This window comes from Streptomyces shenzhenensis, assembly GCF_003688995.1.
GTDB lineage: Bacteria > Actinomycetota > Actinomycetes > Streptomycetales > Streptomycetaceae > Streptomyces > Streptomyces shenzhenensis_A.
Genome location: NZ_PENI01000033.1, coordinates 107863 through 114351, shown reverse-complemented (window position 1 = coordinate 114351; position 6489 = coordinate 107863). Strand labels below are relative to the sequence as shown.

At 69.3% G+C, this 6489-nt stretch carries 7 protein-coding genes and 1 pseudogene; 6 read left to right on the top strand and 2 right to left on the bottom strand.

Annotation, left to right across the window (positions count from 1 at the left end; all coding sequences use genetic code 11):
* The 6 genes and pseudogenes from CTZ28_RS47425 to CTZ28_RS36490 form a co-directional block, all read left to right on the top strand.
* Positions 1-194, top strand: a pseudogene (locus CTZ28_RS47425) (hypothetical protein); the annotation flags it as partial.
* A 318-nt stretch (positions 195-512) separates the two neighbouring features.
* A complete protein-coding gene (locus tag CTZ28_RS36510; RefSeq protein WP_310887645.1) occupies positions 513-1292 on the top strand; it encodes an adenylate kinase family protein in 780 nt (259 codons plus the stop codon).
* Positions 1293-1323: 31 nt separating this feature from the next.
* A complete protein-coding gene (locus CTZ28_RS36505; RefSeq protein WP_121894035.1) occupies positions 1324-2400 on the top strand; it encodes a radical SAM/SPASM domain-containing protein in 1077 nt (358 codons plus the stop codon).
* Between the two features lie 66 nt (positions 2401-2466).
* Positions 2467-2901, top strand: a complete 435-nt coding sequence (locus CTZ28_RS36500) for an NUDIX hydrolase (RefSeq protein ID WP_220795506.1) — start codon at positions 2467-2469, stop codon at positions 2899-2901.
* Positions 2898-3800 carry a carbohydrate kinase family protein gene (locus tag CTZ28_RS36495; RefSeq protein WP_183154767.1) on the top strand — a complete coding sequence of 301 codons (903 nt, stop codon included), beginning with the start codon at positions 2898-2900 and terminating at the stop codon, positions 3798-3800. Before CTZ28_RS36500 ends, CTZ28_RS36495 begins: the two co-directional genes overlap by 4 nt.
* The gene (locus tag CTZ28_RS36490) at positions 3797-4444 is read left to right on the top strand and encodes a hypothetical protein (RefSeq protein ID WP_121894033.1); all 648 of its coding nucleotides are present in this window, start codon (positions 3797-3799) and stop codon (positions 4442-4444) included. Before CTZ28_RS36495 ends, CTZ28_RS36490 begins: the two co-directional genes overlap by 4 nt.
* Before the next feature lie 186 nt (positions 4445-4630).
* Here the strand turns inward: CTZ28_RS36490 and CTZ28_RS36485 are convergent, their stop codons facing one another.
* Entirely contained in the window at positions 4631-5371 is a 741-nt protein-coding gene (locus tag CTZ28_RS36485; protein ID WP_121894032.1) for a DUF1707 SHOCT-like domain-containing protein, read from the bottom strand.
* Between the two features lie 121 nt (positions 5372-5492).
* Entirely contained in the window at positions 5493-6488 is a 996-nt protein-coding gene (locus CTZ28_RS36480) for an ABC transporter ATP-binding protein (protein WP_121894031.1), read from the bottom strand.
* Position 6489: the final 1 nt, after the last annotated feature.

Here is a 6489-nt window from a genome sequence, read left to right as displayed (position 1 = left end):
AGCCGATCCCGGGGTGCCACATGGAGCAGGTGAAGTACGGCTCGCAGTGGGCGCCGTGGGTCCGGGCCGCCCGCACCATGGTGGAGCTGCGCGAGGTGACGCCGGCGGACCTGGACCGCGAGTTCGCAGCTCTCGGCCGCGACCACCTGGAGGAAGAGTTCACCCGGGTCGCGGAGCTGACGGCGGTCACCTGACGGCCGCATAGGCCCCCGAGCGGCCAACTAGCGCACCACAACTCCCGAACGCCCGGTTTCGTTGCCTGGGCGACCTCAACCCCGAACCCCGCGGGGCCAAGGTCCACCCCGAGTTGCGGCACCCGACCGCCAGCCCGGGGCAGCCGAGACTCCAGCACGGGACGACTCCGGCAAGACCCGGCACGGGCCAGTCCCCTCAAGGGAGACCACACCGGTCTCATAGACCCCGCCCGATGGCCCGGATGCCCCAGGCCGTGGCCATCGGGCGGACCAACTCCCGGCACGGCGGACACGTCTTTGACATTCCCCGCGGAGACGGTGAACCCGCGCCGGGTCCATTCACCTCCTCATGGAAGGCGGACTTTCGTGGACGTCGTAGCGCTCCTTGGACCTCCCGGTAGCGGGAAGAGCACGTTGGCCATGGCGTTGACCGCCGAGCGCCGTGACGCGCGTGTGTTCCGGCTGCGGGAGTTTGCCCACCAGGAGGCCCAAACGGACCGCACGGTGGCCAGTGCGTTGGTCCGGAGCCGAGACCCCTTGGGGTGGCTGCCTGACGGCGTGCCAACTGTGCTCGTGCGCCGCGCCCTGGACGGCTACGCGTCTGACGGCGGGGTGCTGCTGATGGAGAGCTACCCGGGCACTCCGAATCAGGCCCGCTCCCTGGTACGGGATCTTTCGCGTCTCGGGTGCAGGGGTGGCCTCATCGAGTTGGCCGCACCCGAGTCGGTCCTGCTGAATCGGATACAGCAGCGACTCGTGTGCGCCGTGTGCGATCCACGGCGCCGCCGGCCCGCCCAGCCGCGCTTGGACGAGCCTGGCCGCTGCGACTCCTGCGGCACAGAGCTGGAGCGGCGCGCGAACGACGCGCCGACAGTGGCCGCCCGACGGCTGGACCGCTACCAGCGCTACGCCCCGCAAACCCTCGCTGTACTACAAGCCAGCGGGCTCGTCTGTCACACCGTCGACTCCACCCAGGCCGAGCCCCTTCTCATCGCCGCAGCACTCTCGGCCTTTCGCTCTCTCGCCCCTGTTCACCCCAGCCTCCCCAGGAAGGGAATTGCCCGAGATAACCGTTTCCTTACCGACGCCCACGTTTGACCCTACGCCGGACGCGTACGGTCATGCCCGTATGCCGGTCCCTGCCTCCTCCACGACTCCGCAGAAGATCGACCGGATCGAGTACGGCCGGTTCAGGAACGTGTACGTCTACATCACCGAGGCGTGCAAACTGCGCTGCTCAGGCTGCTACATGGGGGAGCGGCTGGAGCGCGCGTCGAAGATGCAGTTCGAGCAGATCGAGACGACCCTCACCCAGTGGCGGCAGATGGGCGGCTCCAAGCTGACCATCCTCGGTGGCGAGCCGACCCTGCATCCCCGGTACGAGGACACCATCCGGCTCGCCAACGCCCTCGGCTACGAGCATGTGATCACCACCAGCAACGGACTCGCCAAGGCCAACCGTAAGTTCCGGCGCCTCCAATCCGACGACTTCACATACGTGCAGATCAGCGTGGACGGCGGCAGCGCCGAGACCCACGACGCGGTGCGCGGTGCCGGGAAGTTCGACGAGACGCTGGAGACAGTGAAGGAGCTGTGCGACCGGGGCTTCGATACCCGCATCATCTGTACGGTCAGCAAGCGCAACGAACGTGACTGCCTCAAGCTCCTCGACCTGGCTGACGAGTTCGGCGTCAGCCTGGTGAAGTACCACGTGCTGTCCGTGATCGGGCGCGGGCACGGCAGCCCGCAGGACGGCATGGAGCCTCCGGAGTGGCTGGAGTTCACCGACCGCTTACACACGGCGGCCCAGGGCTACACAACCCGGGTGTGGTACCAGCCGACCTTTGCCCGTCGCTCCGAGATGCACCGGTTCGAAGCCGAGGGTTACCGCGGCTGCATCGGCCGCACTCTAGACCGCATCTCAGTCTTCCCCGACGGGCGGACGTACGTGTGTTCCTTCCTGTTCGACACCGACCTGCAATTCGCCGAGATGCGGGAAGGCCGGATCGAGCTGAACAAGGGGCCCAACGAGTTCGACCTGTTCACCGGCGCCCTGACCAAGCCGGGCTGCGGAGGCTGCAAGGCGCCGGGCTCATGCATGGGCGGCTGTCCCGCAGAGGAGGTCGTCGACGGCCGGTCCTCCTGCGCCGCTTACGACGACATCGTGCCTGTGTGCCGACTGTGGAAGTCGGTCCCGGCCAACTAACACACCGCAACTCCCGGTTGCCCGGTTTCGTTGCCTGGGCGACCTCAACCACGCAGGAGACCCACCGTGTCCGACCGTTACATGTCCTGCGTTGACCTGCACCTCATCCTGCGCGACGACCAGGGCCGCGTCCTGCTGGGCGAGCGAAAGAACACCGGCTTCATGGACGGTGCCTTTCACTTCATCGCCGGCCACTTGGAGGAGGGTGAGGCGGCCAGTCGGGGCGTGATCCGCGAGGCCCTGGAGGAGGCCGGCGTCGTTCCCGAGGACCTCAAGCTCGTCCACGTCATGCACCACTACACCAACAGCGGCCGGATCGCCCTCTTCTACGAGGCCACCCGCTGGAACGGCGAGATCACCAACCGCGAGGAGGACAAGTGTGCCGGGTGGCAGTGGTTCGCCCCCGACGCCCTGCCAGAGATGATCCCGTACGCCGTCGAGGCGCTGGAACACATCAACAAGGGCCTCTTCGAGTCCGAGCGGGGCTGGGAACGGCGGTGACAACTCGGCAGCCGCAGTGGGACCTGGCGTGCTTCAGCTACCTGGCGCACGCCCAGGTCCTCCACGTCCCCCGCTACCCGGGCGCCAACCAGGGAACCACGGTGGACTGGACGTTCTCCTCGCTCGCCGGGGACGGCCCGATCACCGCCCAGATCTGCGCCACGCGCGGCCTGAGTACGGCGCTGGTCGCCAACCAGGTCGGACACGACCCCACCGGACGGCAGGTTCGTCACAGCCTCGACGCTGCCGACGTCCACCACCGAGCCGGTTCCGGCCCTGTGCCTCGCCACACACCGCAGCTGACCGTGGTCACCGACGAACTCGGTACCCGTACCTGGTTCGCCGACCTCACCCACGCCTACGCCAGCCTCCAGCAGGCCGATACCAGTCCGCTCGGGCAGGCGCGGCTTGCCTACATCGACGGCTACACGGTCATCGCCGACGCCGCGGCCGACGCGCTGCACACCGCGGCGGCCGCCGGGGTGCCGGTGCTGTTGAACCTCGGCAGTGACCCTGTCGACGCCAAGCTCCGGCAGGCCGCCCGGCAGGCCCATCTGTTCGCAGTGCAGACGAGCCTGCCCGAGTCACAGGAACAGGACGCTGAGCACACCGCGCTCAGCCTCCTGGCGGAGCTGGGCCCGCACACGGCAGTGGTCACCGTGGGGGCGCTCGGCGTCGCTGCCATCACCCGCACCAGCACGCATCGCATATCCGCCCGCCGCGTCGACGTGGTCCACACGCACGGTGCGGGGGCAGCGTTCTCCGCCGGACTCGCCGCCGCCCACCTCGAAGGCCACGATCTGACCGCCGCACTGCACTACGCGTGCGAGGCGGGCACGGCCCACTGCACCACCGTCCCCAGTACCGGCACCAGCATTCGGGAGAGGAACGCATCATGATCGGCGAACTCACCAAGCCCCTGCACAGCCTCAACTGGGACGACACACCCGCAGTCGAGGCCGCGACCAGCAAGGTTCTGACGACCCTGGCGGATGACGGGGACCTCCTTCGCCGCTTGGTCCACCATGTGCTCCAAGACGAGCACCTCAGCCGCCTGTCCGAGCACTACGACATCCTCGACAAGGTCGTCCTGCACGACGATCCGGCCGGATGGCGCCTCCGCCTGCACGTCTTCCTGCCCGGCTACTACGACCGACCCCACAACCACCGTTGGACATACTCCTCGCAGATTCTGCGGGGCAGCTATCAGCACACCCTCTACGGCCTGGATGACGTCCTGAACGAAGGCATGAACGTGGCCGCGCTCCAGCCGTACATGGTCCGCACCGAGCAGGCCAGCGACTCGTACACCCTGCACCACCGGATGATCCACGCGGCCGTCGCAGAGCCTCACACCGTCACCCTCATCGTGCGCGGCCCCGCGCTCAAGGACCGGTTCCTGGTCAGCGACCGGGAAACCGGCCGGGCCTGGTGGCAGTACGGCGCCGCGAAAGAGTCGCAGGACGAGGCGGAACGGAAGCGGATGAGCCTGACGCAGATCAACCAGGTCATCAGCGACTTGGCCGCGAGGGACATCATCTGAACGCGGCTGACAGCACCTGATGGACGGCAGCGGGCCCGGCCTCCGGGGGGGGCGGGCAGCCCCGTGGCCCCGAGCGGCAGCACCCCATGACCCGGGGGAGGTCAGGCAGCACTCCGAGACACGGAGAGTCAGGCAGGCCCCCGGGGACCGGGAACCGGGGCGAGCGGTCCCCCTGGTGGGTGTCGCTCAGTGCTCCCAGTGGCGGCGTCGTTCGTGCTCGTCGCGGCCGTGGCCGCCCAGTTCGCGGCGCTCGGCCCGCCGGTCCAGACGCTGCTGCCGGCGCTCCTCCTTCAGCCGCTGCCGCGCCGCGCGCGTGATCTTGCGTTCCACGCCGACGCCGCCCCAGAAGGCGAAGCCGGTCACGATCACCCGCGGGCCGCCGGGGTCGCCCGGCACGCCCTCCTCCCGGTGGTCGAAGCCGCCCATGATGCCGATGCCGCGCACCACGACCTCCACCCCGGGCGGCACGACGACCTCCATACCGCCCATGATCGCAATGCAGTTGATCACGACCTCGCGGTCCGCGAAGTCCGCCTCCCGCAGATCGATCTCCCCGCCGCCCCAGAAGGCGACGCTGGTGAAGCGGCGCGGCACGGTCCAGCGCCCCTTGCGCTGGAACCCGGACATCACGGCGACCGCCCAGGACGAGGAGCCCTCGCCCCCGACGATCCGGCCCGCCCAACTCCCGTCCGACACGGGCTCCTTGTTCAGCGACACCGCGGGCGGCGGGGCCACGGCGCCGGTCGCGGGCAGGTCCCTGGTGATCGGGGCCAGCTCCCCGTAGGTGCGCGCCTTGTAGGTGGCGTCGAGCCGTTCGCCGAACTCCTCCATGTCGAGCCGCCCTTCCGCGAGGGCGTCCCGCAGGACCTCGGCGACTCGCTCGCGATCGGCGTCGGAGGCGCGCAGTTCCGGGGCATCGTCGGTCATACCGAGCAGCCTACGAGTTCCCCCCGCTCCAGTGCTACGAGACGACGGCCCACGGGACGGCTAGGGTCTTTCGTTTGGATCAGGCCCGCTCCCTGATCCGGCATGATCCAAACGAGAGGCCCTAGGAGACCGCGCCCTCGGCCTCGCCGGCGTACATCCTGGCGATCACCGCCTCGATGTCCGGCTCCCGCACCGCCAGGTCCGCCAGCGGATAGCTCGCGGCGATCCGCGCCACCAGCGGCGCCGCCGACGCGGACGCCGGGAAGGCCAGCCACTGCCGCGGCCCCTCCACCTTGGTCACCCGGGCCCCCGGCACCTCGATCGGCGGGACCTCCCGCTCCAGGTCCACCACCAGGGTCCGCTCGCCCTCCCCCGCCTCGTGCAGCCCGGCGAGCGCGCCGTCGTACACCAGCCGCCCGTGGTCGATGACCATCACCCGGGAGCACAACTGCTCGATGTCCTGGAGGTCGTGCGTGGTCAGCAGGACGGTCGTGCCCCGGTCGGCGTTCAGCGAGCGCAGGAACTCCCGCACCTTGGCCTTGGAGACGACGTCGAGCCCGATCGTCGGCTCGTCCAGGTAGAGCACCTCGGGGTCGTGCAGCAGCGCCGCCGCGATGTCGCCGCGCATCCGCTGGCCGAGCGAGAGCTGGCGCACCGGCACGTCCAACAGGTCGGCCAGTTCGAGGAGTTCGACGCAGCGGTCGAGATTCTCACGGTACCGCCGGTCGGGGACGCGGTACATGCGGTGCACCAGCCGGTAGGAGTCGATCAGCGGCAGGTCCCACCACAGCGTCGTACGCTGCCCGAACACCACCCCGATGCGCTGCGCGAGCCGTCTGCGCTCGCGGGAGGGGTCAATGCCGGCCACCCGCAGCCGGCCGCCGCTCGGCGTGAGGATGCCGGTGAGCATCTTGATCGTGGTCGACTTGCCGGCGCCGTTCGGACCGATGTAGCCGACCATCTCACCGCGCGCCACGGTGAAGGAGATCGAGTCGACCGCCCGCACCTGTCGCCGTTCGCGCCGCAGGAAACCGGTCTTCCTGCGCACGTCGAAGACCTTCTCCACGCCGTCCAGTTCGATGAACCGGTCAGGTTCGACGAAGTCGCCGTCCGTCACG

Bases quoted from the DNA above. Each gene is read 5' to 3' on its own strand.
- CTZ28_RS36505 (WP_121894035.1), top strand. From the start codon at position 1,324: ATGCCGGTCCCTGCCTCCTCCACGACTCCGCAGAAGATCGACCGGATC.
- CTZ28_RS36490 (WP_121894033.1), top strand. From the start codon at position 3,797: ATGATCGGCGAACTCACCAAGCCCCTGCACAGCCTCAACTGGGACGAC.
- CTZ28_RS36485 (WP_121894032.1), bottom strand. From the start codon at position 5,371: ATGACCGACGATGCCCCGGAACTGCGCGCCTCCGACGCCGATCGCGAG.